Source organism: Klebsiella sp. 141161, assembly GCF_050600815.1.
Lineage (GTDB): Bacteria > Pseudomonadota > Gammaproteobacteria > Enterobacterales > Enterobacteriaceae > Klebsiella > Klebsiella aerogenes.
Genome location: NZ_JAQIRN010000002.1, coordinates 704,621 through 729,061, shown reverse-complemented (window position 1 = coordinate 729,061; position 24,441 = coordinate 704,621). Strand labels below are relative to the sequence as shown.

Here is a 24,441-nt window from a genome sequence, read left to right as displayed (position 1 = left end):
AGCATAGCATGACTTATCCGGACATCGCACGACGCACGATGTCCGGAAGCAGCCGTCAGCGTAGCAGCAGATAAATGCTTTCGTTACCGCGCAGCACATTCAGCGCGATGACGGCCGGTTTGGTTTCCAGCACTTTACGTAGCTCGGCGATGGAACGCACGCGCTGGCGGTTGAGGCCGATAATCAGATCGTCTTTATGCAAGCCAACCTGCGCCGCCGCGCTGCCTTTATCGACGTTATCGATGGTCACGCCCTTAGTGCCGTCTTTCAGCTGGCCATCGCTTAGCGCCGCTCCCTGTAGGGCCGGGATAATCAGATCGGCGCTGGCGGTGGAAGAGGTGCTCTTATCCAGCGTGACTTCGACATCCAATGGTTTGCCGTCGCGCAGTAGCCCCAGTTTCACTTTAGTGCCAGGGGCGGTAGTGGCGATACGCGAACGCAGCTCGGCGAAGCTGCTTAGCGGCTTGCCGTTCATGCTGACGATAACGTCACCGGATTTAATCCCCGCTTTTGCGGAGCCGGAATTGGCCAGGACTTCGCTTACGAAGGCGCCGCGCTGAGCGTTGATGTTCATCGCTTTGGCGATATCCGCGCTCATTTCCATGCCTTTAATGCCCAGCAGGCCGCGTTTGATTTCGCCGTATTGAATAAGCTGATCGGCGAGGGTCTTCGCCATGTTGCTCGGAATGGCGAAGCCGATGCCGATGCTGCCGCCGCCCGGCGCCAGAATGGCGGTATTAATGCCGATAAGCTCGCCGTTGAGATTCAGCAGCGCGCCGCCGGAGTTGCCGCGGTTAATTGAGGCATCGGTCTGAATAAAGTTTTCCAGCCCTTCGAGATTAAGGCCGCTTCGGCCCAGCGCGGAGATGATGCCGGAAGTGGCGGTTTGGCCGAGGCCGAAGGGGTTGCCGACGGCAACGGCGAAATCGCCGACGCGCAGCTTGTCGGAATCCGCGATGGCGATTTGCGTTAAATTGCTGGGTTTTAAAACCTGCAGCAGGGCGATATCGCTCTGCTCGTCGCTGCCGACCAGTTTGGCATCGAATTCGCGGCCATCGTTCAACTGAATGCTGATTTTCTGCGCCTGGCTTATTACGTGGTTGTTGGTCAGCACGTAGCCTTTGGCGGCGTCGATAATCACCCCTGAACCGAGGCCTTCAAACGGCTGCGCCTGCTCTTGCGGCGCGTTATCGCCGAAGTATTTTTTCAGCTCTTCCGGCATATTCTGCACCGGCGAGGCGGTGCCTTCTACCTGCACGCTCACCACCGCAGGCAATACTTTTTCCAGCATCGGCGCGAGGCTCGGTAGCGCGCCCTGGCCTGGAACCTGGGTCGGCAGTGATGCCGCCGCCGGAGGCAGGACCGACAACGATAATCCAATGCTTAACGCTAACGCACTCAACAGCAAAGTCTGTTTCTTCATTAGATGCTGGCTCTCGTAACCTGAGGTGTATGGAAAAAACGTCCGAATGATTTGATGTTATTGAATTTTCGACCGGCTAACAATGCGGTCCGTGCTTAAATTGTAGCTGGGATGCAGGGGGAAGACGGGCGCGGAAGGCGCGCCCGGTAAATATTTTTACGCAGACAGCGGGATCAGTCGCGTTTCGCGCCACCGCGCAGCAGGCCGGATGCGCCTTCAGAATAATCGCGCGGCATCTGAACAGGCGCCTGATCGTTGCTGGCTTCGGACTCCGCCAGGCGATTGCGGAACGGATTAGCTTCCGCCATCGCGTCCGGCAGCAGGCTGCTGGAGCTTTTTGCCATGTGCTGATACAGCTGACGGTAGTCATCCGCCATGTTGTCCAGCAGTTCTGCGCTGCGCGCAAAATGGCTGACCAGCTCTTCGCGATACTCTTCAAGCTCTGCTTTATTCTTTTCCAGTTCGAACTGCAGCGCTTGTTGCTGACGCAATTTGCGGTTACCAAAACGCATGGCGACGGCACCGATGATGATACCGACGACTAATCCAATTAGCGCGTATTCCCAGGTCATGAACATCTCCCGTTGTTTTATGGTTCCGTAGGGGGGCTGTTAGGCTCTCCGCCTGCGCCCGATAGTGCCACTATAACCGCTAATTCCACAGAAGTGGAATCCTGGCGTATCATCGCGTACTGTAGAACCGCCTTTTTTTCGTCAATCGTGCGTCACGGCGCCACGGTTTTCAAGGAATAACAATAAGATCATGCAAAGCCTGTCCCCAACATCGCGTTACCTTTTAGCTCTCAAAGAGGGCAGCCATCAACCTGACGACGTGCAACAAGAAGCGGTCAGCCGCCTCGATACCATCTATCGTGAACTGCAGGAAAAACCTGTAGCCGCAGCGCCCGCGGGCGGCGGTCTGCGGGCGAAATTCAGCAAACTACTCGGCAAGCGCGAACCGACGGCGGAAGCAACCGCCGTGCGTGGCCTGTATATGTGGGGCGGCGTGGGGCGCGGTAAAACCTGGCTGATGGATATGTTTTATCAAAGCCTGCCGGGCGAACGTAAACAGCGCCTGCATTTCCATCGCTTTATGTTGCGCGTGCACGAAGAGTTAACCACCCTGCAGGGGCATAGTGACCCGCTGGAGATCGTTGCCGATCGCTTTAAAGCGCAAACCGATGTGTTGTGCTTTGACGAGTTTTTTGTCTCCGACATCACCGATGCCATGCTGCTCGGCGGCTTAATGAAAGCGCTGTTCTCGCGTGGGATTACGCTGGTCGCTACCTCGAACATCCCGCCGGACGAACTCTACCGCAATGGTCTGCAACGCGCGCGTTTCCTGCCGGCGATAGACGCCATCAAACAGCACTGCGACATTATGAACGTGGATGCGGGGATTGATTACCGCCTGCGCACGTTGACCCAGGCGCATCTGTGGCTGTCGCCGCTCAATGGCGAGACCAGCCAGCAAATGGATAAGCTCTGGTTGGCGCTGGCGGGGGCCAAACGCGAGCAGATGCCGACGCTGGAAATTAACCACCGGCCGCTGCCGACGTTGGGCGTGGAAAACCAGACCCTGGCGGCGTCGTTTGACACGCTGTGCGTGGATGCGCGCAGCCAGCATGATTACATCGCGCTGTCACGCCTGTTCCACACCGTGATGTTGTTCGATGTGCCGGTGATGACGACGCATCTTGAGAGCGAAGCGCGGCGCTTTATCGCGCTGGTGGATGAATTCTACGAACGTCACGTAAAACTGGTGGTTAGCGCGGCGGTGCCTCTGTATGAGATCTATCAGGGCGAACGCCTGAAGTTTGAGTTCCAGCGCTGTTTATCGCGCCTGCAGGAAATGCAAAGCGAAGAGTATCTGAAACAACCGCACATGCCCTGAATCCAGCCTTCTTCTCACGCTGAGAAAAACCTGCTGCAAATCACATAAAGGGGTCGATCTTTGGCCCCTACTTCTCTATAATCTTGCGACCCCACGTTACGAGAAGGTTTTTTTTCCCGAAATCTTCTATGTGCTGGCATAGGCTATTCGAAGGGGTAGGTTTGCCGGACTTTGTCGTGTGAACCTCAACTGACTAAACGTTTGGGTGTTCACCAACGTGTAACTTATTTATTTGGGTAAGCTTTTAATGAAAACTTTTACAGCTAAACCAGAAACCGTAAAACGCGACTGGTATGTTGTTGACGCGACCGGTAAAACTCTGGGCCGTCTGGCTACTGAACTGGCTCGTCGCCTGCGCGGTAAGCACAAAGCGGAATACACTCCGCACGTTGATACTGGTGATTACATCATCGTTCTGAACGCAGAAAAAGTTGCTGTAACCGGCAACAAGCGCGAAGACAAAATGTACTACCACCACACCGGCCACATCGGTGGTATCAAAGAAGCGACCTTTGAAGAGATGATTGCCCGCCGTCCTGAGCGTGTGATTGAAATCGCGGTTAAAGGCATGCTGCCAAAAGGCCCGCTGGGTCGTGCTATGTACCGTAAACTGAAAGTTTACGCTGGTAACGAGCACAACCACGCGGCACAGCAACCGCAAGTTCTTGACATCTAATCGGGATTATAGGCAATGGCTGAAAATCAATACTACGGCACTGGTCGCCGCAAAAGTTCCGCAGCTCGCGTTTTCATCAAACCGGGCAACGGCAAAATCGTAATCAACCAGCGTTCGCTGGAACAGTACTTCGGTCGTGAAACTGCCCGCATGGTAGTTCGTCAGCCGCTGGAACTGGTCGACATGGTTGAGAAACTGGATCTGTACATCACTGTTAAAGGTGGTGGTATCTCTGGTCAGGCTGGTGCGATCCGTCACGGTATCACCCGCGCTCTGATGGAGTACGACGAGTCCCTGCGTTCTGAACTGCGTAAAGCTGGCTTCGTTACTCGTGACGCTCGTCAGGTTGAACGTAAGAAAGTCGGTCTGCGTAAAGCACGTCGTCGTCCGCAGTTCTCCAAACGTTAATTGTTTTCTGCTCACGCAGAACAATTTGCGAAAAAACCCGCTTCGGCGGGTTTTTTTATGGATAAAACGGCTGTTATCCACAAAGAAATGGCCTGTTCTTACCACTTTTTCAGCATTTCCAGAATACCCTCACCACAACGTCCGCAAAATCTGGTAAACTATCATCCAATTTTCTGCCCAAATGCTGGTGGTTGTTCATTTTTTAGTTAATCAATGAACATATCGTCGCCGTGCGAATGGGGTTTATACATCTGGCTGGCCATGCGTGGTCGGCAGCAGTAAAAATTCTGAATATACCTGGAGGTTTTCATGGCTGTCGCTGCCAACAAACGTTCGGTAATGACGCTGTTTTCTGGTCCTACTGACATCTATAGCCATCAGGTCCGCATCGTGCTGGCCGAAAAAGGTGTCAGTTTTGAGATAGAGCACGTGGAGAAGGATAACCCGCCTCAGGATCTGATTGACCTCAACCCGAATCAAAGCGTCCCGACGCTGGTGGATCGTGAGCTCACTCTGTGGGAATCCCGCATCATTATGGAATACCTGGATGAGCGTTTCCCGCATCCGCCGCTAATGCCGGTTTACCCGGTGGCGCGTGGTGAAAGCCGTCTGTACATGCAACGTATCGAGAAAGACTGGTATTCGCTGATGAATACCATCCAGACCGGTACCGCGGCCCAGGCTGATGCCGCTCGTAAGCAGCTGCGTGAAGAACTGCAGGCGATTGCGCCGGTCTTTACTCAGAAGCCTTACTTCCTGAGCGACGAATTCAGCCTGGTCGATTGCTACCTGGCTCCGCTGCTGTGGCGTTTGCCGGTTCTCGGCGTAGAACTGGTGGGTGCTGGCGCGAAAGAGCTTAAGGGCTATATGACTCGCGTCTTCGAACGTGATTCTTTCCTCGCTTCTTTAACTGAAGCCGAGCGTGAAATGCGCCTCGGCCGGGGCTAAATAATGGATGTATCACAGCTGACGCCGCGTCGCCCGTACCTGCTGCGGGCGTTCTATGAGTGGCTGCTGGATAACCAGCTGACTCCGCACCTGGTCGTCGATGTGACGCTGCCAGGCGTTCTCGTGCCGATGGAGTACGCTCGCGACGGCCAAATCGTTCTGAACATTGCGCCGCGTGCGGTGGGCAATCTGGAACTGGCGAATGACGAAGTGCGCTTTAACGCTCGCTTCGGCGGCGTACCGCGCAACGTTTCCGTGCCGCTGGCTGCGGTACTCGCTATCTATGCCCGTGAGAACGGCGCAGGAACGATGTTTGAACCTGAAGCGGCCTATGACGAAGATGTCAGCAGCCTCAACGATGATGACGTTGCGCCTGAGAGCGAAAACGAAACGGTGATGTCGGTGATTGATGGCGATAAGCCGGATAATCACGATGACGATCCTGACGATACGCCACCGCCGCCGCGCGGTGGTCGTCCGGCGCTGCGCGTTGTGAAGTAATTCCTGACAGGCCCTCCGGGGCCTGTTTTTTTTGCCCACGCTTAACCACGATCAAGCATAAAAAAGCCCGGTGGCGTTAACCATCGGGCTTTTATGCGCTGAGACTCAGGCTTTAATCAGACTTCAAGGTAATTGAGGATACCGTCTGCCGCTTTGCGGCCTTCGGCAATCGCCGTTACCACCAGGTCTGAACCGCGAACGATATCGCCGCCGGCAAAGATTTTCGGGTTGCTGGTCTGGAACGCGTTGTCGCTGCCTTCCGGGGCGATGATGCGGCCCTGAGAATCCAGCTCGACGCTATGCTTCGCCAGCCATTCCATGCTGTGTGGACGGAAACCAAACGCCATCACCACCGCGTCTGCGGGCACCACGTGCTCGGAACCGGCGACGATTTCCGCGCGGCGGCGGCCTTTCGCATCCGGCTGGCCCATTTCGGTGCGCGCCATTTTCACGCCGCACACTTTGCCGTTGGCGTTCACTTCCACGCCCAGCGGCTGGACGTTGAACTGGAATTCGACACCCTCTTCACGCGCGTTTTTCACTTCACGTTTGGAGCCTGGCATGTTTTCTTCGTCACGGCGATAGGCGCAGATAACGTGCGCCGCCCCCTGACGAACAGAGGTCCGCACGCAGTCCATCGCGGTGTCGCCGCCGCCGAGCACTACCACGCGTTTGCCTTCCATACTGACGAAGGGTTCGTGCGCCGTTTCGCCAAAGCCCATGATCTGTTTGGTGTTGGCGATAAGGAACGGCAGCGCGTCATACACGCCGTTGGCATCTTCGTTTTCCAGCCCGCCGCGCATGGACTGGTAGGTGCCCACGCCCAGAAATACCGCGTCGTATTCTTTCAGCAGCTCGTCGAGCTGGACGTCACGACCCACTTCGGTATTGAGCCGGAATTCAATCCCCATGCCGGTGAAGATCTCGCGGCGGCGGGTCATCACCTCTTTTTCCAGCTTAAACGCCGGGATGCCGAAGGTCAGCAGACCGCCGATTTCCGGATGACGATCGAAGACGATAGCCTTCACGCCGTTGCGGGTCAGCACATCCGCGCAGGCCAGGCCTGCCGGACCGGCGCCGATAATGGCGACGGTTTTTCCGGTTTGCTTCACGCCGGACAAGTCCGGGCGCCAGCCCATCTCAAACGCTTTATCGTTGATATAGCGTTCAATGTTGCCGATGGTCACCGCGCCGAACTCATCGTTCAGGGTGCAGGAACCTTCGCACAGGCGGTCCTGCGGGCAGACACGTCCGCAGACTTCCGGCAGGGTGTTGGTCTGATGCGACAGCTCCGCCGCTTCAAAAATACGCCCCTCGTTGGCCAGTTTCAGCCAGTTAGGGATGTAGTTGTGCACCGGACATTTCCATTCGCAGTACGGGTTGCCGCAGGAGAGGCAGCGATCCGCCTGCGCCTTGGCCTGGCCTTCTGAAAACGGCTCGTAAATTTCTACAAATTCAATTTTACGGATCTTCAGCGGTTTCTTTGGCGGATCAACGCGCTGCAGGTCGATAAATTGGTATACGTTCTGACTCATCTTAACCCCTTACTGCGCCTGCACCCGCAGCTCAGCTGCGGAACGACTACGGTGACCCAACAGTGCTTTAACATCGCTGGACTTCGGTTTAACCAGCGCAAACTTCGCCGCGAAGGCCGGCCAGTTGGCGAGGATCTCTTCGCCGCGCTGCGAACCGGTAAGCTGGACGTGCTCGGTAATTAAGCCGCGCAGGTGCTCCTCATGGATAGCCAGCGTGTCCACGTCCAGAACTTCCACCAATTCGGGGTTAACGCGTTTACGGAAGTCGCCATCTTCATCCAGGACGTAAGCAAAGCCGCCGGTCATACCTGCGCCGAAGTTCACGCCGGTTTTCCCCAGGATACAGACAATACCGCCGGTCATGTATTCACAACCGTTGTCGCCGATGCCTTCCACCACGGTGATGGCGCCGGAGTTACGTACCGCAAAGCGTTCGCCCGCGCGTCCTGCCGCGTACAGACGACCGCCGGTTGCGCCATACAGACAGGTGTTGCCAATGATGCTTGCTTCATGGCTACGGAAGGCGGAGCCGACCGGAGGACGAATCGACAGCAGACCGCCCGCCATGCCTTTACCCACGTAGTCGTTGGCGTCGCCGGTCAGGTGCAGCTCAACGCCGCCGGCGTTCCAGACGCCGAAGCTCTGGCCCGCGGTACCGCTAAAGTGGGCGGTAATCGGGTCGGCGGCCAGCCCCTGGTCGCCGTGAGTCTGGGCGATATAACCGGACAGCGACGCCCCAACGGAACGGTCGGTGTTGCGAATATCGAACCAGAACGTTTTGCTCTGTTTGTTATCCACATACGGCTTCGCCTGCTGCAGCAGCTGCGCGTTGAGCACGCCGTTATCGAACGGCGGGTTGCTCTCGGTGCAGTACAGCGCCTTGCCTGGCAGTGGCTCAGCGGTTTCCAGCAGCTTGCCGAGCTCCAGTTTCTGCTGTTTCGCCGTAAAGCCTTCCAGTTCTTTCAGCAGGTCGGTGCGGCCGATCAGGTCCACCAGACGCTTCACGCCCAGCTGCGCCATCAGCTCGCGGGTTTCGCGGGCGATGAATTCAAAGTAGTTGGTCACTTTGAACGGCAGGCCGTGGTAGTGGTTCTTACGCAGTTTGTCGTCCTGGGTCGCCACGCCGGTGGCGCAGTTGTTCAGATGACAGATACGCAGGTATTTACAGCCCAGCGCGACCATTGGGCCGGTGCCGAAGCCGAAGCTTTCCGCGCCAAGGATCGCCGCTTTGATGATATCGAGGCCGGTTTTCAGGCCGCCGTCTACCTGCAGGCGAATTTTATGACGCAGACCGTTGGCGACCAGCGCTTGCTGGGTTTCCACCAGGCCAAGTTCCCACGGACAGCCGGCATATTTCACCGATGAGAGCGGGCTCGCCCCGGTGCCGCCATCGTAGCCGGCGATAGTGATAAGGTCTGCGTAGGCTTTCGCTACGCCGGTGGCGATAGTGCCGACACCCGGTTCGGAAACCAGTTTGACGGAAATCATCGCCTTCGGATTGACCTGCTTGAGGTCGAAAATCAGCTGCGCCAGATCCTCGATAGAGTAAATATCGTGGTGCGGCGGCGGGGAGATCAGCGTCACGCCCGGTACCGAATAACGCAGTTTGGCGATATAGGGCGTCACTTTGTCACCCGGCAACTGTCCACCTTCACCGGGTTTCGCGCCCTGAGCGACTTTAATCTGGATTACGTCGGCATTCACCAGGTAGGCTGGGGTAACGCCGAAACGACCGGAAGCCACCTGCTTAATACGCGAGACTTTGTTGGTGCCGTAGCGCGCCGGGTCTTCACCGCCTTCACCGGAGTTGGAGAAGCCGCCGATGCTGTTCATCGCTTCCGCCAGTGATTCGTGCGCTTCCGGGCTCAGTGCGCCGATCGACATGGCCGCGGTATCGAAGCGTTTAAACAGCTCTTTCGCTGATTCCACCTCATTGATGCTAACGGCTTCATCGCCTGGGTTGAGCGCCAGCAGATCGCGCAGCGTGGCCGCCGGGCGTTCATTAACCAGCTTCGCGTATTCCTGATAATCACGGTATTCGCCGCTCTGAACCGCCTGCTGCAGGGTGCGAACGACGTCCGGGTTATAGGCGTGATATTCGCCGCCGTGGACATATTTCAGCAAACCGCCCTGAGCCAGCGGTTTACGCGCCAGCCATGCGCGTTTCGACAGATTCAGCAGGTCCTGCTGGAAGTCGTCGAAACCGGCGCCGCCGATGCGGCTCACTACGCCCTGGAAGCAGAGGTCGGCCACGTCGCGATGCAGACCGACCGCTTCGAACAGCTTCGAGCAGCGGTAGGAGGCGATGGTCGAGATCCCCATCTTCGACATGATTTTGTACAGGCCTTTGTTGATGCCGTTACGGTAGTTCAGCATCACCGCACGGTATTCTTTATCGATAGCTTTGCTATCTACCAGTTTCGCCAGGGTTTCATAAGCTAGATACGGATAGATAGCCGTCGCGCCAAAGCCCAGCAGCACCGCAAAGTGGTGCGGGTCTCGGGCGCTGGCGGTTTCGACGATGATGTTAGCGTCGCAGCGCAGGCTCTTATCGACGAGGCGCGTCTGGATGGCGCCAACGGCCATCGGCGCCGGTACCGGCAGACGATCTTTCGCGATGTTGCGGTCGGACAGCACCAGCAGTACGGTGCCGTTACGCACCATCTGTTCCGCTTTATCGCACAGCGCTTTTACCGTCTCGGCCAGCGTGGTTTCGTTGGCATCAAAGGTAATATCCAGGGTGTCGGCGCGATAGTGCTCCTCTTCCATGGTGGTCAGCTGTTTAAAGTCTGAGTACAGCAGGATCGGCGATTTGAAGCTCAGACGGTGCGCCTGGCCTTCCGCTTCGCAGAAGACGTTCATTTCACGGCCGATACTGGTAGCCAACGACATCACGTGCGCTTCACGCAGCGGATCGATAGGCGGGTTTGTCACCTGGGCGAACTGCTGGCGGAAATAATCGTAAATGATACGCGGCTGGCTGGAGAGCACGGCGAATGGGGTATCATCGCCCATCGAACCGACCGCTTCCTGGCCATTTTCCCCAAGGACGCGCAGGACGGAGTCCAGCTCTTCGGCGCTGTAGTTAAACTGTTTCTGGTAGCTGGCGAGCGTGTCATCATCCAACTGACGGCTGCCGACTTCTTCTTCCGGCAGGTCTTCGAACGGCACCAGACGGCGGACGTTTTTCTCCATCCACTCTTTGTACGGATGGCGGCTTTTCAGATCGTTATCGGTTTCCGCCGAGTGCAGAATACGCCCGCTGCGGGTATCGATGACCATCAGCTCGCCAGGCCCAACGCGGCCTTTTTCCATCACCTCATCCGGCTGGTAGTCCCAGATACCGACTTCAGACGCACAGGTGATGAGTTTGTCTTTAGTGATGACGTAGCGCGCCGGACGCAGACCGTTACGGTCGAGGTTACAGGCGGCGTAGCGGCCGTCGGACATGACGATGCCCGCCGGGCCGTCCCACGGCTCCATATGCATGGAGTTAAAGTCGAAGAACGCGCGCAGCTCCGGATCCATGTCCGGGTTATTCTGCCAGGCTGGCGGTACCAGCAGGCGCATCGCGCGGACGATATCCATCCCGCCTGCCAGCAGCAGTTCCAGCATATTATCCATCGAGCTTGAATCAGAGCCGGTTTCATTGACGAACGGCGCGGCGTCATGCAGATCGGGGATCAGCGGGGTCTGGAATTTATAGGTACGTGCGCGGGCCCACTGGCGGTTACCGGTGATGGTATTGATTTCACCATTGTGCGCCAGATAGCGGAACGGCTGCGCCAGCGGCCAGCGCGGCACGGTATTGGTGGAGAAGCGCTGGTGGAACAGGCAGATGGCGGATTCCAGGCGCAGGTCCGCGAGGTCCAGGTAGAAGCGCGGCAGATCCGCCGGCATACACAGACCTTTATAGATATTAACCAGGTTCGACAGGCTACAAACGTAGAAATCTTTGTCTTCCTGCAGGCGCTTTTCAATGCGACGGCGGGCGATGAACAAACGGCGTTCCATATCGCGCGGACGCCAGCCTGCCGGGGCGTTAACAAAAATTTGTTCAATACGAGGCAGCGAGGAGAGGGCGATTTCACCGAGTACGCCTTCGTTAGTTGGCACATCGCGCCAGCCAACGATAGACAATGTTTCGCGTTGCAGCTCTTCTTCAACGATACGGCGCGCAGCGCTTGCCAGCTCGGGGTCTTTATTCAGGAACAGCATCCCGACGGCGTAGTTTTTGGCTAAGCGCCAGCCGCGCTCTTCCGCCACAATCCGGAAGAAACGATCGGGTTTTTGTAACAGCAGGCCGCAACCGTCGCCGGTTTTACCATCGGCAAGGATCGCGCCGCGGTGCTGCATTCGGGCCAGTGCGTGTATAGCGGTGCGCACTACCTTGTGGCTAGGTTCGCCTTCTATGTGGGCGATCAGGCCGAAACCACAGTTATCCCGCTCAAGGGATTTGTCGTACAACATATCAGTGAACCTCCCCAGGCTCTACGGGACGCCCCCTTAATCGATTGCGCGCAAGGCACAGCAAGAGCATGGCGACGGGGTAAGGGCATCTTTGCCTACCTCGCATTCGCCCTCTTTAAATCCTTTTCGCATCGGTACACAAGTTTGAGGACTTGCTATTAAGAGGGAATCTCAATTACTGCATAAATATGATGAGCAGAGCGCTCATCCAGAAAGCTTCCAGCGGATTCCCAACTTATCGAGAATCCACACTTACGTCAAATGGCAATCTTATTTATACAAAAGTGTGCTAAGAGGTGTTTAATTTTATGATTTTAAAAAGAATTGTTGTTTTTTTAAAGGCATATAAACTCTCAGAGATGCGTAATCTAGTGTGATCTGTCTCACTATATCCGCAGCCTAAGATTACCTTTCTGTGCTGAATTGTTTTTTTATAGCAGAGTATTTGACTGCTGGTGTTCTTAATGGCAGGAAATAAAACTGTTTTTTGCTGCGTCAAAGATAATTGAAACTCAGTATTGAAGTATAAGTAAATGTTATTACCGCGGGCGTGAATGAAACCGCGTTTATTTTGATTGATTATGCAATGAGGTAAGCGGCCGCGCTGACGATTGATCCAGGTCATCGCCGTCGGAGGCTAAAAATGGCAGGCTTGGCCCCTTTCTTGAGGCCGGTCTATCAGATTATGCAGTTACAAAAATTAGTCAACATGTTTGGTGGGGATCTTACGCGCCGCTACGGCGAAAAGGTACATAAACTGACGCTGCATGGTGGATTTAGCTGCCCGAATCGCGATGGCACAATCGGCCGCGGCGGCTGCACATTTTGTAATGTCGCCTCCTTCGCCGACGAGGCCCAGCAGTACCGTTCGATTGCCGATCAACTGGCGCACCAGGCGCAGTTGGTTAACCGAGCGAAACGCTACCTTGCTTATTTCCAGGCCTACACCAGCACCTTTGCCGAAGTACAGCTGCTGCGTTCAATGTATCAGCAGGCGGTGAGCCAGGCGAATATCGTTGGGCTGTGCGTCGGCACCCGTCCCGACTGCGTTCCCGATGCGGTGCTGGATCTGCTCAGCGAATATCGGGAGCAGGGCTATGAAATCTGGCTGGAGCTGGGATTGCAGACCGCGCATGATAAAACGCTGCATCGTATCAATCGCGGCCATGACTTTGCCTGCTACCAGCGCACCACCCGACTGGCGCGCGAGCGCGGATTAAAGGTCTGCGCGCATCTTATCGTCGGCCTGCCGGGCGAAACCCAGCAGCAGTGCCTGCAAACCTTGCAACGGGTAGTCGAAACCGGGGTCGATGGCATCAAGCTGCACCCGTTGCACATCGTGACCGGCAGCATCATGGCGAAAGCCTGGCAGGCGGGGCGCCTGAACGGTATTGCGCTGGATGATTATACGGTCACCGCCGGTGAGATGATTCGCCATACCCCGCCGGAGGTGATTTATCATCGCATCTCGGCCAGCGCCCGTCGCCCGACGCTCCTGGCGCCGCTGTGGTGCGAAAACCGCTGGACCGGTATGGTCGAGTTGGACAAATACCTTAATACCCATGGCGTTCAGGGGTCGGCATTGGGGACGCCGTGGGTCCTGCCCGCCTGATGTTCCACTTCCTTAACGGCTGATTACCGCCGCATTTTTTGCACAACTTACAGCGTAATGTTCAGAATTGGGTATTATTGTGCGGAGTTGGCGATAAGGAATCCCTCATGAAGCAAATTCGTATGCTGGCGCAGTACTATGTCGATCTGATGATGAAGTTAGGTCTGGTGCGCTTTTCAATGCTGTTGGCTCTGGCGCTGGTGGTGCTGGCTATCGTGGTGCAGATGGCCGTCACGATGGTGCTGCATGGGCAGGTTGAGAGTATCGATGTTATCCGCTCTATATTCTTCGGGCTGCTGATTACCCCCTGGGCGGTCTATTTTCTGTCGGTGGTGGTCGAACAACTGGAAGAGTCGCGCCAGCGACTCTCGCGGCTGGTGGAAAAGCTGGAAGAGATGCGCGAGCGCGATCTTAAGCTTAACGTGCAGCTCAAGGACAATATCGCCCAGTTGAATCAGGAAATTGGCGAACGTGAGAAAGCGGAAGCGGAACGTGAAACCACGCTGGAACAGCTGAAAATAGAGATGAAAGAGCGTGAAGAGACGCAGATTCAGCTGGAACAACAGTCCTCCTTCCTGCGCTCTTTCCTTGATGCCTCACCGGATCTGGTTTTCTATCGTAACGAAGATAAGGAGTTCTCCGGCTGTAACCGGGCGATGGAATTGTTGACCGGAAAAAGCGAAAAGCAGCTGATTCACCTCAAGCCGCAGGATGTCTATAGCGAAGAAGCCGCGGTAAAAGTGCTGGAGACCGATGAGAAAGTCTTCCGCCACAATGTCTCGCTAACCTACGAACAATGGCTCGATTATCCCGATGGGCGTAAAGCCTGCTTTGAGATCCGCAAGGTCCCCTACTATGACCGCGTGGGCAAGCGCCGTGGCCTGATGGGCTTTGGCCGGGATATTACCGAGCGTAAGCGCTATCAGGACGCGCTGGAGCGCGCCAGCCGGGACAAGACCACCTTTATCTCAACCATCAGCCACGAGCTGCGTACGCCGCTCAACGGCATCGTTGGGCTCAGCCGCATCCTGCTGGATACTGAACTGACCAACGAGCAGGAAAAATATCTGAAAACTATCCATGTTTCAGCGGTGACGCTGGGGAATATCTTCAATGATATTATCGACATGGATAAAATGGAGCGGCGTAAAGTGCAGCTCGATAATCAGGAAGTGGACTTCACCAGCTTCCTTGCCGACCTGGAAAACCTCTCAGGCCTGCAGGCGCAGCAGAAAGGTTTACGCTTTGTGATGGAGCCAACCCAGCCGCTGCCGCATAAAGTGGTAACTGATGGTACGCGCCTGCGGCAGATCCTGTGGAACCTGATCAGCAATGCGGTGAAGTTTACCCAACAGGGCAATGTCACCGTGCGCGTCCGCTATGACGAAGGCGATATGCTGCACTTCGAAGTTGAGGACTCCGGTATCGGTATCCCGCAGGCGGAGCAGGACAAAATTTTCGCCATGTATTATCAGGTGAAAGACAGCCACGGCGGTAAACCGGCAACCGGTACCGGGATTGGCCTGGCGGTGTCGCGCCGTCTGGCGCGTAATATGGGCGGCGATATCAGCGTGACCAGCCAGCCGGGGCAGGGGGCGACGTTTACCCTGACCGTACACGCGCAGGCGGTGGCTGATGAAGTCGAAGATACGCTGGCCGAAGACGATATGCCGCTGCCGGCGCTGAACGTGCTGCTGGTGGAAGATATCGAACTGAACGTGATTGTCGCCCGTTCGGTGCTGGAAAAATTGGGCAACAGCGTGGACGTGGCGATGACCGGTAAAGCCGCGTTGGAGATGTTCGAACCCGGCGAATACGACCTGGTGCTGCTGGACATTCAGCTACCGGACATGACCGGCCTCGATATCTCGCGACAGCTAAAACAACGCTATGCCGCCGATGAGCTGCCGCCGCTGGTGGCGCTGACCGCCAACGTCCTGAAGGACAAAAAAGAGTACCTTGATGCCGGCATGGACGATGTGCTGAGCAAGCCGCTGTCGGTACCGGCGTTAACCGCGATCATCAAGAAATTCTGGGATGCGCCGGAAGACGATGGCCATGAGCCGCCCGCGGTGGATGTGGCGAAATCGGCATCGGTACTGGATACCGACATGCTGGAACAATATATCGAGCTGGTGGGGCCGAAGCTGATTACCGACGGGCTGGCGGTGTTCGAGAAGATGATGCCGGGCTACATGTCCGTGCTGGAATCGAATCTCACCGCGCGCGACCAGAAAGGTATCGTCGATGAAGGCCATAAAATTAAGGGCGCGGCGGGGTCGATAGGCTTGCGCCATATCCAGCAATTAGGGCAGCAGATCCAAACGCCAGATTTACCCGCCTGGGAAGACAACGTCGGCGAGTGGGTGGAAGAGATGAAATCCGAGTGGCAAAACGATGTTGCGATACTGAAGGCCTGGATTGCGGCGGCGGATAAAAAATGACCCCGGATAAACCGGGGTGCGCGAATACTGCGCCAACACCAGGGAACTGGTTGTTGAGCCAGGATTGTTCGAGTGATTTTTTTTACACGGCGCAACCTGAGGATTTGGCTTGCTCGCTCATTAAGATAGCAAACCATAAATATTTTGTTACGTGAATCGGTAAAATATGTGAAGCATAGCGAGTAAATCAAAATTATTTACTTGTTTCATAGAGTTGCGCTAAGGGGTTAGCAAGATGAAGAAGATTGGCGTGGTACTAAGCGGCTGCGGCGTTTACGACGGCGCAGAAATTCATGAAGCGGTCATTACCCTGTTGGCCATTGCGCGTCGCGGCGCGCAGGCGGTTTGCTTTGCGCCGGATAAGGCGCAAAGCGACGTGATCAACCATCTGACCGGCGAAACGATGGCGGAAAGCCGCAACGTGCTGATTGAAGCGGCGCGCCTGGCGCGCGGCGCTATTCAGCCTTTGGCCAGCGCCCGCGCGGACGAGCTGGATGCGCTGATTGTGCCCGGCGGCTTTGGCGCGGCGAAAAACCTGAGTAATTTTGCCGCCCAGGGGAGTGAGTGCGCGGTTGACCGCGATTTGCAGACGCTAACGCTGGCGATGCACGAAGCGGGTAAGCCGCTGGGCTTTATGTGTATCGCGCCGGCGCTGTTGCCGAAGATTTTCCCGACGCCGCTGCGGATAACCATCGGTACCGATCCGGATACTGCCGAGGTGCTGGAAGAGATGGGCGCGGAGCACGTGCCGTGCCCGGTTGACGACATCGTGGTCGATGAAGACAACAAAGTAGTGACTACGCCTGCTTATATGCTGGCGCAGAATATTGCCGAGGCCGCCAGCGGTATTGAGAAACTGGTCGATCGCGTACTGGTTCTCGCTGAATGAGTAAGCGTGTTGCGCCGCTGGCGATGATCAAGCGCCTGCTGTTACGCCTGGCGCTTATCTGCGTGGTGTTCTGGGGCGGCGGTATCGCCTTATTCAGCGTCCTGCCGGTGCCGTTCTCAGCGGTGATGCTGGAGCGCCAGGTTAGCGCCTGGTTCTCCGGTGATTTTCATTATGTCGCCCATTCTGACTGGGTTGGGATGGACGAGATTTCCCCCTGGATGGGGCTGGCGGTGATTGCCGCCGAAGATCAGAAATTCCCCGACCACTGGGGTTTTGACGTGCCGGCAATCGAAAAAGCGCTGGCGCACAACGAACGGAATGAAAATCGAATTCGCGGCGCGTCGACGCTCTCTCAGCAGACGGCGAAAAACCTGTTTTTATGGGATGGCCGTAGCTGGTTGCGCAAGGGGCTGGAAGTGGGCTTGACCGTCGGTATCGAAACGGTCTGGAGCAAGAAACGCATTCTCACCGTGTACTTGAATATTGCCGAGTTTGGCGACGGTATTTTTGGTGTTGAAGCGGCGGCCCAGCGCTATTTTCATAAGCCGGCCAGCCGTTTAACCCCTGCAGAGGCCGCGCTGCTGGCGGCGGTATTACCGAACCCAATTCGTTTTCGCGCCGATGCGCCGTCAGGCTATGTTCGCAGCCGACAGGCGTGGATCCTGCGCCAGATGCGTCAGTTAGGCGGCGAAAGCTTTATGCGGGCCAATAAGCTGCATTAACCGCGATCCCGCCGGGAGATGATTAGTCTTCATCAAACCCGGCGTTGAACAGCGCAATCACCGCCGCCAGCGCTTCGACTTCCTGCGGGCCGCTGGCCTCAACCTCAATTTGGCGTCCTTTGGCGGAATCCAGCATCAGCAGGGCGATAACGCTGTTGGCTTCCGCCTCCGTGCCTTCGTCGTTGCGTAGCAATACTTCCGCATCGAAATTCTGCATCAGCTCGAAAAGCTTCATTGCCGGGCGCGCGTGCATGCCCAGCTTGTTGGTGATTTCAACGGTTTGCTTGACGGTCATGATTTACGTTTTTCCAGCGTCCGGTGACGAGATTGTACGTTCTTACCGCGCGAGCGGAAGTAGTCAGCCAGCTGTTCGGCAATATAGACCGAGCGATGCTTACCGCCGGTACAACCAATGGCCACCGTCAAATAGCTGCGGTTATTGGTTTCCAGCATTGGCAACCATAGCTCAAGATAGCTACGCGTCTGATAAATAAAGTTATGCACTTCCGTATGGCGATCGAGGAAGGCGGCAACCGGTTTATCGAGGCCGGTCATCGGGCGCAGCTTTGGATCCCAGTGCGGGTTTGGCAGGAAGCGGACGTCAAAGACGTAATCGGCATCGATAGGGATACCGTGTTTGAAGCCGAATGATTCAAACACCATCGTCAATTCACGCTCGCGTTTACCTAACAGGCGAGTACGCAGCATCTCGGCCAGTTCATGCACCGACATTTCGGAAGTATCGACGATCAGATCCGCACGGGAGCGCAGCGGCTCGAGCAGATCGCTCTCTTCGTCGATCGCGCTTTCGAGCGACAGATTCTTGCTGGAGAGCGGATGCAAGCGGCGGGTATCGCTGTAACGGCGGATCAGGGTGTTGCGGTCGGCATCAAGGAACAGCAGCTGCGGGGAGAAGGATTCCGGCAGATTCTGCATCGCTTGTTCAAAGATTTCCGGTGATTCCGGCATATTACGCACGTCAATGCTGACGGCCGCGGAGATATCGCGGTCGGCCAGCGTTCGCGCCAGCTCAGGCAACAGCACTACCGGCAGGTTATCCACACAGTAGAAGCCCATATCTTCCAGCGCTCGCAGGGCGACGGATTTCCCCGAGCCAGAGCGGCCGCTGACGATCATCAGTACCATGCACCGTTTCTCCTCAGTACGATAAAGGTTAAGTCGCGACTCACGTTAAGCGTCATCGCTGCTTCCTGCTTCGGTGATGATCTCATACAACTCTTCATCGCTCACCGCAGCGCGCAGGCGACGGCAGATGGTTTTGTCCGCCAGACGTTTGGCGACCAGCGAGAGCGTATGCAGATGGGTTTTGGTTTGATCGGCCGGCACCAGTAGCGCAAACAGCAGATCGACCGGCTGATTGTCGATCGCATCGAAGGCGATCGGCGTTTCCAGCTGCACAAAGACGCCAACGGCGCGCAGGGTATCCTCTTCAAGCTTGCCGTGAGGGATCGCAATGCCGTTGCCGATCCCGGTACTGCCCATTTTTTCACGGGTCAGGATCGCTTCAAAGACCACCTGCGGCGGTAAACCTAGCTGCTTCGCCGCCAGTTCGCTGATGATTTCCAGCGCGCGTTTCTTGCTCTGGCAGTGAACCTGGCTACGGGTACAATCCTGGTTAAGGACATTGCTCAGTTGTAGAGCGGAATCGTTGTTCATCATAATTTCACCTGAGCTGCCCTTATCCGCGGGCTGCGGATAAGGGCGATCGCCCGGACAATTAGTGTTGTTTCAGTTTATCTTTATGTTTTGTTAACTGTCTTGCCAGCTTATCGATAAGACCATCGATAGCGGCATACATATCCTGCCCTTCCGCACTGGCATGGATTTCGCCACCGTTGACATGCAAATTGGCGTCCGCGATTTGCGTCACCTTCTCTACTTTTAACACAATATAGACCTGGTTGATCCTATCGAAAAACTGCTCCAGTTTGCTGAACTTCGTGGTAACGAAGTCGCGCATAGCAGGAGTGATCTCGACGTTGTGTCCTGTAATGTTGAGCTGCATAGTGTCTTCCTTATCGGTTGTGTCAGACCAGTTGTTTGCGCTGGTTTGACGGCGGAATGGATAAAGACTCTCGGTACTTAGCAACAGTGCGTCGCGCCACCATAATACCCTGATCGGAGAGCATGGTGGTGAGCTTGCTGTCGCTCAACGGCTTCGCGGGGTTCTCCGCGGCGATTAACTTCTTCACCAGCGCGCGAATGGCGGTAGACGAGGCTTCGCCGCCGCCTTCGGTATTGACGTGGCTGGAAAAGAAATACTTCAACTCAAAAATACCGCGTGGACTGTGCAGATATTTTTGCGTGGTAACGCGTGAAATTGTTGATTCATGCATCTCGACGGCCTGGGCGATGTCCGCCAGCACCATCGGTTTCATAAATTCTTCGCCCTGCTCAAAGAAGGCCTGCTGTTGCTCGACGATGCAGCGGCTCACGCGCAGCAGGGTATCGTTACGGCTCTCAAGGCTTTTAATCAGCCAGCGAGCTTCCTGCAGGTTGCTGCGGATAAACTGGCTGTCGGCGTCGTTGCGCGCATTATTGCCCATCGCCGCGTATTGCTGATTAATCTTCAGCCGCGGAATGCTATCGGAATTGAGCTCGACAACCCAGCGGCCGCTAACCTTGCGCACCAGCACATCCGGGATCACGTATTCCGGCTCGCTGGTTTGAATGGACTGCCCCGGGCGCGGATCCAGCGACTGGATCAGGCAAACCGCCTCTTTCAGAACGTCTTCTTTCAAGCGGGTGACGCGCATCAGGCTGCGGAAATCATGGTTGGCCAGGAGATCAAGATGCTCGCTGATGATCAACCGGGCTTCTTCCAGCCATGGTGTCTCTTTGGCAAATTGTGAAAGCTGGATCAGCAGACAGTCACGGAGATCCCTGGCGGCGACGCCGACCGGATCGAAGCGCTGTACGCGCTTGAGTACCGCTTCAACTTCCTCAAGACCAATTTCATCATCTTCGATACTGTCGACAATGTCCTGAATGGGAATAGTGAGGTAGCCGGTATCGTCAACGGCATCGACGATGGAGGTGGCAATTGCGCGGTCGGTATCGGTGAATGGCGTGAGCTCGACCTGCCACATCAGATAATCCTGCAGGCTTTGGGTGGTCTCGCCCTGATAGATCGGCAGTTCATCGTCCTGGTAGTCGACGCCATTACCCGACGGCGTGCCGGCGGTGTAGATTTCATCCCAGCTGGCGTCCAGCGGAAGCTCATCCGGCATCTCTTTTTGTTCGAGCGCGTCGACGGTATCCAGAGATTCGCGGTCCTCGGCTTCTGTGGTCTCAACCTCTTCGTGAAGATCGGTTTGCTCAAGCAACGGGTTACTCTCCAGCGCCTGCTGGAGTTCTTGCTGGAGTTCTAACGTGGACAGCTGCAACAAGCGGATAGCCTGCTGCAGTTGGGGCGTCATGGCAAGCTGTTGGCTTAGCCTTAATTGCAAACCTTGCTTCATGTTCAGGGTCAATATCTCCGGCTAAAACGTCTATAACCTCTACCCTATCAGAGTCTGAAGTCTTCCCCAAGGTACACGCGTTTTACCTGCTCGTCTTCAAGGATTTGCTGCGGGGTGCCGTGGGCGATGAGGTGGCCCTGGCTTACGATATAAGCTCGTTCACAAACCGCCAGCGTCTCCCTGACGTTATGGTCAGTAATGAGTACGCCCAGCCCGCTGTCGCGCAGGTGTTCGATGATGCGTTTAATATCGATAACGGAGATAGGGTCAACCCCGGCGAACGGTTCATCCAGCAGGATGAATTTCGGGTTCGCCGCCAGCGCGCGGGCGATTTCGACGCGGCGGCGTTCACCGCCGGAGAGCGCCTGACCCAGGCTATCGCGCAGGTGTTCGATGTGGAACTCTTCCATCAGCTCTTTAGCGCGATCTTCACGCTGCTCGCTGCTGAGATCGTCGCGGATTTGTAGCACCGCCATCAGGTTATCGTAGACGCTCAGGCGGCGGAAAATAGAGGCCTCCTGCGGCAGGTAACCGATGCCGCGGCGCGCGCGGGCATGTAGCGGCAGCAGGCTGATATCTTCATCGTCAATGATAATGTTGCCGGCGTCGCGCGGCACGATGCCCACTACCATATAAAAGGTGGTGGTCTTACCGGCGCCGTTCGGGCCCAGCAGGCCGACTATCTCACCGGAGTTGACGGTCAGGCTGACGTCTTCCACCACACGGCGGCCTTTGTAGGCTTTGGCGAGGTTTTTTGCAGTTAATGTTGCCATAACGGATTACTTACCTTTCTTCTGCTGATCGCCGCTTTTGTCCTGCAACTGCGAAGGCACCAGCACCGTAGTCACGCGACCGCCTTTGTTGCTGAAGGCCTGCATTTTCTGCTCTTTCACCAGATAGGTGATTTTGTCGCCCTGAATATTGCTATCCAGCTGTTCCAGATGCGCGTTGCCGGTCAGCACCACGAAATCGTTCTGCAGTTCATAATGCATTTTCGACGCGCGGCCTTTCACCGGCTTACCGTTGTCCTGCATCTGATAGAAGGTGGCCGGATTGCCGAAACCGTCGATCACTTCTTTGCCTTTTTCACCGCCAGGGCGGGTAACCACGACTTTGTCGGCATTGATCTTAATGGTCCCCTGGGTGACGACCACGTTGCCGGTGAAGGTCACGACGTTGCCCTGCATATCCAGCGACTGCTGATCGGATTCGATGTGAATCGGCTGATCGGTATCGCCGGTTTTTGCCAGAGCCGGCAGGCTGGCGGCCAGAAGCGCGCTTGCGAGCGCAATGTTAAGGCTGAGTTTGTTTGTTCTGAATTTCATAAGAGGTTCTAACCTTTTCAATCAGCTCGGCATTTTTGCTGCGTAGGTTCCCGCGCATTTTCAGGCCGCTGGAATTAAATGTTGTTCCGTATAACGTCACCATATCGTCAGAGGTTACATCCTGGGTCACCAGGTTTACCTGCGCGTTATCGGTGGTAATTTTGCGCAGTTGAGAGTCGGGACTCAACGCGTCGACCTCAACGTGGCCGTAAAGATACAGCATACGGTCGTTGGTTAACTTGGCTTTATCCGCTCTGATTGACCAGGTCGGAACCTTATTGGTATCAAAGGTGGTCATCACCGGGTTGGTGAACCACGATACTTCTTGTTCGGAAAAGTATTCGACATGCTCGGCTATCAGACGATAGCTCAGCGCGCCTTCCGGGCTGTACACCACGGTATCGGTATGCTCGCTTTTATACGTCGGATCGTTAGGATTGACCGCGACGGTCGCGGTGTCGTCCGTACTCGCCAGGTTCAGGCCGATCAGGATCAACGCGACCAGCGATAGTAAGATGATAACCCAACGTCTGGTTTTACTCATATTGATTGCCCTTTGGCCTCATCAAGCTTGCCCTGCGCCAATAGTAACAAATCGCAGACTTCGCGTACCGCGCCGCGTCCGCCGTTAATTCGCGTGACGTAATTCGCCCGTGGCAGCAGCAGCGGATGCGCATCGGCGACGGCGACGCTTAAACCGACTTCCGCCATTACCGGCCAGTCGATCAGATCGTCGCCAATATAAGCCACTTCATCCGGGCGAACCGCCAGTTTGCTTAATAATTCACGAAACGCCAACAGCTTATCGGACTGACCTTGATACAGATGCGTAATGCCCAGCGTCTGGCAGCGGTCTTCTACCAGTTTAGCTTTTCGCCCGGTAATAATCGCGACTTCAATACCGGAAGTCAGCGCACAGCGGATCCCGTAGCCATCGCGGACGTTAAACGCTTTCAGCTCTTCGCCGTTGTTGCCCATATAGATAAGGCCGTCGGAAAGCACGCCGTCGACGTCGAGGATCAGTAAACGGATCTTCGCCGCCCGGTCGATAAATTCCTGGCTTACCGGCCCGTAGCAGGTGTCGACCTGGGCATCAGCATTATTCATTATTTTATCCTTACTTACACTACGCCAGCGCGCAGCAGATCGTGCATATGTACCACACCTAGCAGTCGGTCGCCATCGGCAACCAGCACGCAGGTGATATGGCGGGACTGCATCAGGTTGAGCGCATCTACCGCCAGCATGCCCGGACGAATGCGGATCCCGCCTGGAGTCATGACTTCAGCGATGCTGGCGTTGCGCATATCGACGCCGGTATCGAAGACGCGGCGCAGATCGCCGTCGGTGAAGATGCCGATGATATTCATCTCGTCATCGCAGATGGCCGTCATGCCCAGATTTTTGCGGGTGATTTCCAGCAGCGCGTCGCGCAGGGTAGCCTGCAGGCCGACGTGGGGGATCTCGTCGCCGGTATGCATAATATCATTGACCCGCAGCAGCAGCTTACGACCGAGTGCGCCGCCGGGGTGCGACAGGGCGAAATCTTCGGCGGTAAAGCCGCGCGCTTCGAGCAGCGCCACGGCGAGGGCGTCGCCCATCACCAGCGCGGCGGTGGTGCTGGAGGTCGGCGCCAGACCTAGCGGACAGGCTTCTTTCGGCACTTTCACGCACAGATGAATATCGGCGGCGCGCGCCATGCTGCTATCCGGACGACTGGTGACGCAGATAAGCGGCACCTGCTGGCGTTTAAGCACCGGAATCAACGCCAGGATTTCATTGGATTCACCGGAGTTAGATAACGCGATGACCACATCCTGCGGCGTCACCATCCCCAGATCGCCGTGCGCGGCTTCACCGGGGTGGACAAAAAAAGCCGAGGTACCGGTACTGGCGAAGGTCGCTGCCATTTTGCGCCCGATATGACCGGATTTGCCCATACCCATCACGACGACCTTACCGCCGCAGCGGAAAATCGTCTCACAGGCGCGGGTGAAATCTTCATTAATATACTGATCGAGCTGGGCCAGACCTTCACGTTCAATTTCCAGAACCTGACGTCCTGCCTGTTGAAAGTCAAAATCCGTTGGCAAATCTATTTGCGACATGATGT

General features: G+C 56.0%; 23 protein-coding genes. 9 read left to right on the top strand and 14 right to left on the bottom strand.

All coding sequences use genetic code 11. From position 1 onward, the window contains the following. Positions 1-55: 55 nt before the first annotated feature. Together degQ and zapG are read right to left on the bottom strand one after the other, a co-directional pair. A complete protein-coding gene (gene degQ, locus PGR79_RS08085; RefSeq protein ID WP_045394989.1) occupies positions 56-1,423 on the bottom strand; it encodes a serine endoprotease DegQ in 1,368 nt (455 codons plus the stop codon). 173 nt (positions 1,424-1,596) lie between these two features. Further along, entirely contained in the window at positions 1,597-1,995 is a 399-nt protein-coding gene (gene zapG / locus PGR79_RS08080; RefSeq protein ID WP_015703613.1) for a Z-ring associated protein ZapG, read from the bottom strand. A 190-nt stretch (positions 1,996-2,185) separates the two neighbouring features. Between zapG and zapE the strand changes: the two genes are divergently transcribed. The 5 genes from zapE (at position 2,186) to sspB (ending at position 5,849) form a co-directional block, all read left to right on the top strand. Next, positions 2,186-3,316, top strand: coding sequence for a cell division protein ZapE (gene zapE, locus PGR79_RS08075; RefSeq protein WP_113373142.1), 1,131 nt, complete (start codon positions 2,186-2,188; stop codon positions 3,314-3,316). A gap of 247 nt (positions 3,317-3,563) precedes the next feature. Further along, on the top strand, positions 3,564-3,992 hold the full coding sequence (rplM, locus tag PGR79_RS08070) for a 50S ribosomal protein L13 (RefSeq protein ID WP_002918559.1): 429 nt from the start codon (positions 3,564-3,566) through the stop codon (positions 3,990-3,992). 15 nt (positions 3,993-4,007) lie between these two features. Further along, on the top strand, positions 4,008-4,400 hold the full coding sequence (gene rpsI / locus PGR79_RS08065; protein ID WP_000829818.1) for a 30S ribosomal protein S9: 393 nt from the start codon (positions 4,008-4,010) through the stop codon (positions 4,398-4,400). Between the two features lie 309 nt (positions 4,401-4,709). Next, entirely contained in the window at positions 4,710-5,348 is a 639-nt protein-coding gene (sspA, locus tag PGR79_RS08060; protein ID WP_015369483.1) for a stringent starvation protein SspA, read from the top strand. A gap of 3 nt (positions 5,349-5,351) precedes the next feature. Continuing rightward, positions 5,352-5,849, top strand: coding sequence for a ClpXP protease specificity-enhancing factor (gene sspB, locus PGR79_RS08055; RefSeq protein ID WP_045394985.1), 498 nt, complete (start codon positions 5,352-5,354; stop codon positions 5,847-5,849). Positions 5,850-5,965: 116 nt separating this feature from the next. Here the strand turns inward: sspB and gltD are convergent, their stop codons facing one another. Together gltD and gltB are read right to left on the bottom strand one after the other, a co-directional pair. Then, positions 5,966-7,384 (bottom strand): glutamate synthase subunit GltD, encoded by a 1,419-nt coding sequence (gltD, locus tag PGR79_RS08050; protein ID WP_087859936.1) that lies wholly within the window; start codon positions 7,382-7,384, stop codon positions 5,966-5,968. Between the two features lie 9 nt (positions 7,385-7,393). Continuing rightward, entirely contained in the window at positions 7,394-11,854 is a 4,461-nt protein-coding gene (gene gltB, locus PGR79_RS08045) for a glutamate synthase large subunit (RefSeq protein WP_072050360.1), read from the bottom strand. Positions 11,855-12,539: 685 nt separating this feature from the next. Here gltB and PGR79_RS08040 point away from each other — a divergent pair. The 4 genes from PGR79_RS08040 to mtgA all read left to right on the top strand — a co-directional run bounded on the left by PGR79_RS08040 (position 12,540) and on the right by mtgA (position 17,521). Continuing rightward, positions 12,540-13,466, top strand: a complete 927-nt coding sequence (locus PGR79_RS08040) for a TIGR01212 family radical SAM protein (protein ID WP_213316678.1) — start codon at positions 12,540-12,542, stop codon at positions 13,464-13,466. Positions 13,467-13,573: 107 nt separating this feature from the next. Beyond that, a complete protein-coding gene (arcB, locus tag PGR79_RS08035; protein WP_045394977.1) occupies positions 13,574-15,910 on the top strand; it encodes an aerobic respiration two-component sensor histidine kinase ArcB in 2,337 nt (778 codons plus the stop codon). Positions 15,911-16,145: 235 nt separating this feature from the next. Then, positions 16,146-16,799 carry an isoprenoid biosynthesis glyoxalase ElbB gene (elbB, locus tag PGR79_RS08030; protein ID WP_213316676.1) on the top strand — a complete coding sequence of 218 codons (654 nt, stop codon included), beginning with the start codon at positions 16,146-16,148 and terminating at the stop codon, positions 16,797-16,799. Next, positions 16,796-17,521: a monofunctional biosynthetic peptidoglycan transglycosylase gene (mtgA, locus tag PGR79_RS08025; RefSeq protein WP_430921414.1), complete on the top strand. Its 726-nt coding sequence runs from the start codon at positions 16,796-16,798 to the stop codon at positions 17,519-17,521. The genes elbB and mtgA overlap by 4 nt, the downstream gene beginning before the upstream one ends. Before the next feature lie 22 nt (positions 17,522-17,543). Here the strand turns inward: mtgA and npr are convergent, their stop codons facing one another. From npr to kdsD, 10 genes are read right to left on the bottom strand one after another with little or no spacing between them, the layout of a single operon-like run. Continuing rightward, entirely contained in the window at positions 17,544-17,816 is a 273-nt protein-coding gene (gene npr, locus PGR79_RS08020; protein WP_002918431.1) for a PTS phosphocarrier protein NPr, read from the bottom strand. Further along, positions 17,813-18,667 carry an RNase adapter RapZ gene (rapZ, locus tag PGR79_RS08015; RefSeq protein WP_015369491.1) on the bottom strand — a complete coding sequence of 285 codons (855 nt, stop codon included), beginning with the start codon at positions 18,665-18,667 and terminating at the stop codon, positions 17,813-17,815. Before rapZ ends, npr begins: the two co-directional genes overlap by 4 nt. Positions 18,668-18,712: 45 nt before the next feature. Continuing rightward, complete coding sequence (gene ptsN / locus PGR79_RS08010) at positions 18,713-19,201, bottom strand: PTS IIA-like nitrogen regulatory protein PtsN (protein ID WP_015369492.1); 489 nt, start codon at positions 19,199-19,201, stop codon at positions 18,713-18,715. Positions 19,202-19,259: 58 nt separating this feature from the next. Continuing rightward, positions 19,260-19,547, bottom strand: coding sequence for a ribosome hibernation promoting factor (gene hpf / locus PGR79_RS08005; protein ID WP_004125711.1), 288 nt, complete (start codon positions 19,545-19,547; stop codon positions 19,260-19,262). Positions 19,548-19,569: 22 nt separating this feature from the next. Beyond that, positions 19,570-21,003: an RNA polymerase factor sigma-54 gene (rpoN, locus tag PGR79_RS08000; RefSeq protein WP_045377984.1), complete on the bottom strand. Its 1,434-nt coding sequence runs from the start codon at positions 21,001-21,003 to the stop codon at positions 19,570-19,572. 47 nt (positions 21,004-21,050) lie between these two features. Further along, positions 21,051-21,776, bottom strand: a complete 726-nt coding sequence (gene lptB / locus PGR79_RS07995; RefSeq protein ID WP_004206203.1) for an LPS export ABC transporter ATP-binding protein — start codon at positions 21,774-21,776, stop codon at positions 21,051-21,053. A 6-nt stretch (positions 21,777-21,782) separates the two neighbouring features. Further along, positions 21,783-22,328 carry a lipopolysaccharide ABC transporter substrate-binding protein LptA gene (gene lptA, locus PGR79_RS07990; RefSeq protein WP_015369494.1) on the bottom strand — a complete coding sequence of 182 codons (546 nt, stop codon included), beginning with the start codon at positions 22,326-22,328 and terminating at the stop codon, positions 21,783-21,785. Next, positions 22,297-22,872 (bottom strand): LPS export ABC transporter periplasmic protein LptC, encoded by a 576-nt coding sequence (gene lptC, locus PGR79_RS07985; protein ID WP_015369495.1) that lies wholly within the window; start codon positions 22,870-22,872, stop codon positions 22,297-22,299. The genes lptA and lptC overlap by 32 nt, the downstream gene beginning before the upstream one ends. Then, positions 22,869-23,435 carry a 3-deoxy-manno-octulosonate-8-phosphatase KdsC gene (gene kdsC, locus PGR79_RS07980; protein ID WP_015369496.1) on the bottom strand — a complete coding sequence of 189 codons (567 nt, stop codon included), beginning with the start codon at positions 23,433-23,435 and terminating at the stop codon, positions 22,869-22,871. Before kdsC ends, lptC begins: the two co-directional genes overlap by 4 nt. A 14-nt stretch (positions 23,436-23,449) precedes the next feature. Then, complete coding sequence (gene kdsD, locus PGR79_RS07975) at positions 23,450-24,436, bottom strand: arabinose-5-phosphate isomerase KdsD (protein ID WP_015369497.1); 987 nt, start codon at positions 24,434-24,436, stop codon at positions 23,450-23,452. Positions 24,437-24,441: the final 5 nt, after the last annotated feature.